The 3,326-nt window shown below is 63.1% G+C and carries 3 protein-coding genes; 2 read left to right on the top strand and 1 reads right to left on the bottom strand.

Annotation, left to right across the window (positions count from 1 at the left end):
• Both aceB and aceA read left to right on the top strand, forming a co-directional pair.
• The coding region (gene aceB, locus ACYVDE_RS18095; protein ID WP_460502955.1) for a malate synthase A at window positions 1-1,455 on the top strand (1,455 nt) is incomplete at its 5' end.
• 194 nt (window positions 1,456-1,649) lie between these two features.
• Window positions 1,650-2,933 (top strand): isocitrate lyase family protein, encoded by a 1,284-nt coding sequence (gene aceA, locus ACYVDE_RS18090; RefSeq protein ID WP_460502954.1) that lies wholly within the window; start codon window positions 1,650-1,652, stop codon window positions 2,931-2,933.
• A gap of 139 nt (window positions 2,934-3,072) precedes the next feature.
• On the opposite strand, the gene ACYVDE_RS18085 is transcribed toward aceA, so the two are convergent.
• Window positions 3,073-3,326 (bottom strand): hypothetical protein (locus ACYVDE_RS18085; RefSeq protein WP_460502953.1); only part of this gene is annotated, 254 nt, incomplete at its 5' end.

Below are 3,326 nucleotides of genomic sequence, written 5' to 3'. Positions count from 1 at the left end.
GCCCGCCGGGCCGAGCGGCAGGCCGACTTCGCCGCCGGCATCCTGCCTGATTTCCTGCCCGAAACCCAGCGCATCCGCGAGCAGGCCTGGACGGTGGCCCCGCTGCCCGCCGACCTGCTTGACCGCCGCGTCGAAATCACCGGCCCCGTGGAGCGGAAGATGATTATCAATGCCCTGAACTCGGGCGCGAGCGTGTTCATGGCCGATTTGGAGGACTCGAACGCGCCAACCTGGGACAACATCATCCAGGGCCAGCTCAACCTGCGCGATGCCGTGCGCCGCACCATCTCGCTGAGCACGCCCACCAAAGAGTATACCCTGAACGAGAAAACGGCCGTGCTCATGGTGCGCCCGCGCGGCTGGCATTTGCTCGAAAAGCATATTCTGGTTGATGGAGAGCCCATCAGCGCCGCGTTGCTCGATTTTGGCCTCTACTATTTCCACAACGCGCACGAGCTGTGCGCCCGCGGCACGGGGCCGTATTTCTACCTGCCCAAGCTCGAAAGCCACCTCGAAGCCCGCCTCTGGAACGACGTGTTCGGCTTCGCCCAATGGTCGCTGAAGCAGCCCAAATGCGTCATCAAGGCCACGGTGCTGATTGAAACGCTACCCGCTGCCTTCGAACTGAACGAGATTCTGTACGAGTTGCGCGAGTACAGCGCAGGCCTGAACTGCGGGCGCTGGGACTATATCTTCAGCTACATTAAGCGCTTGGGCCTCAAGCCCGAATTTCGCCTGCCCAACCGCGCCGAGGTCACGATGACCGTGCCCTTCATGGCCGCCTACTCGGCGCTGGTGGTGCAAACCTGCCACCGCCGGGGCGTGCACGCCATCGGCGGCATGGCCGCCCAGATTCCCATCAAAAACGACCCGGCCGCCAACGAAGCGGCCCTGGAGAAAGTGCGCCAGGATAAAATTCGCGAGGCCACCAACGGGCACGACGGCACCTGGGTAGCGCATCCCGGCCTGGTGCCGGTGGCGCTGGAAGTGTTCAATCGCCTCATGCCCGGCCCCAATCAAATCGAAAACAAGCGCCCCGACGTGCACGTGACCTCCACCGATTTGGTAAAATCACCGGCGGGAAATATCACTGAAGAAGGCCTGAAGCTGAACATCGACGTGGCCATCCAATACCTGGCCTCCTGGCTGGGCGGCAACGGCTGCGTGCCCATCTACAACCTGATGGAGGACGCCGCCACGGCCGAAATCAGCCGCGCCCAGGTGTGGCAGTGGCTGCACACGCCGGGCACCACGCTGGCCGATGGCCGCCCGGTAACGACGGAGCTGTACCGCGGGCTGGTGCCCGGGCAGCTGGAGAAAATCAAAGCGCAAGTAGGGGAGGAGGCTTTTGCAAAAGGCCATTTCGTGGAAGCTGCCCGCCTTTTCGATAAGCTGGTGATGAGCGAGCAGTTCATCGAATTTCTGACCGTGCCGGCCTACGAGCAGCTGGCTTAGAACGATGTAGAGACGCAATATTTTGCGTCTCGGCGTCCGCGCCGTTCGGGTGTGTAGTTCAAGCGCAACCGTTCAATGACGAGACGCAAAATATTGCGTCTCTACCCACAATAAGACAAGGAAAAAAGCCGCCCAAACGGGCAGCCCGGTACCCTATTGCCCAAACTCAACCTCCCACCATAACCAACACTCCCATGAAAACCCAAACCCAACGCGCCGCCGAAATCGCCCTCGACTGGGCCCACAATCCCCGCTGGATTGGCATTCAGCGCCCTTATTCGCCCGAGGATGTGGTGAAGCTGCAAGGCACGGTGCACATCGAATACTCGCTGGCCCGGCAAGGGGCGGAGCGGCTGTGGGAGCTGCTGCACACCCGCGAGTACGTGGCCGGGCTGGGCGCCCTCACCGGCAACCAGGCCGTGCAGGAGGTGCAGGCCGGGCTGCTGGCCATCTACCTCAGCGGCTGGCAGGTAGCGGCCGATGCCAACGGTGCGGGCCACATGTACCCCGACCAAAGCCTCTACCCGGTCGACAGCGTGCCGGCCGTGGTGCGCTGCATCAACAACGCCCTGCTGCGCGCCGACCAGATTCAGCACCTCGACGGCCGCAGCGACGTGCACTACCTCGCGCCCATCGTGGCCGATGCCGAGGCCGGCTTTGGCGGCAACCTGAATGCGTTCGAGCTGATGAAGATGATGATTGAGGCCGGGGCGGCCGGGGTGCATTTCGAAGACCAATTATCGTCGGCCAAGAAGTGTGGGCACCTCGGCGGCAAAGTGCTGGTGCCCACGCAGGAAGCCATCAACAAGCTGGTGGCCGCCCGCTTGGCGGCCGATGTGCTGGGCGTGCCCACGCTCATCGTAGCCCGCACCGATGCCGACGCGGCCGACCTGCTCACGGCCGACGTGGACCCGCGCGACCAGCCATTCATCCTCCAGGAGGCCGAGCGCACCAGCGAGGGTTTCTACCGCATCCGCTGCGGCGTGGAGGCCGGCATTGCCCGCGGCTTGGCCTACGCGCCCTACGCCGACCTCATCTGGATGGAAACTTCTCACCCCGACCTCGCCGACGCCCGCCGCTTTGCGGAGGCCATTCACGCCCAATATCCGGGCAAGCTGCTGGCCTACAACTGCTCGCCGTCTTTCAACTGGGCCGCCAAGCTGAGCGTGGCGCAGATGGAGACTTTCCGCGAGGAGCTGGCTGTGCTGGGCTACAAGTTTCAGTTCATCACGCTAGCCGGCTTTCACGCGCTCAACACCAGCATGTTCGAGCTGGCCCAGGCCTACCGCCAGCGCGGCATGGCTGGCTACTCCGAGCTGCAGGAGCGCGAGTTTTCGCTGGCGAAGGACGGCTACCAGGCCGTAAAGCACCAATCGTTCGTGGGCACCGGTTATTTCGATGCCGTGCAGAACGTCGTCACCAGCAACCAGACCAGCACCGCCGCCCTGGTGGGCAGCACCGAGGAGGCGCAGTTTTAGCGAGCTGATTGGCACTGGCGAAAAAGCCAAAACGTTATGCTGAGCTTATCGAAGCATTTCTACCGCGCAAGTAACATTGATTACTGCTGCGGTAGAGATGCTTCGACAAGCTCAGCATAACGTTCTTTTCATTCCCATTCTAGCCCGCGAACGGCTGTTCCAGCGAGGCGTAGTCTTCACCGTGCTTCGCGGCCGAATCCTTCAGCAGCTGTTGCTGCCAGGGGCGCAGGGCGTTTTCGGTGCCCAGCTCAATGATGTCGGCGATGAGACGGTTGCTGAGCACCATGTTAGCCATCGTGCTGCCGTGGTCGGCGGCCAAGTGACCTTTCAGGGCCGTAAGCAGGGCCTCGCGGGCATCGGCGCGGGCGGCGGCGGGGCCGCTGAGGCGGCGGC

The sequence above is a fragment of the Hymenobacter agri genome, assembly GCF_054778495.1.
Note: the sequence above shows the minus strand (reverse complement) of the source record. Positions and strands in the feature narration are given on the sequence as shown.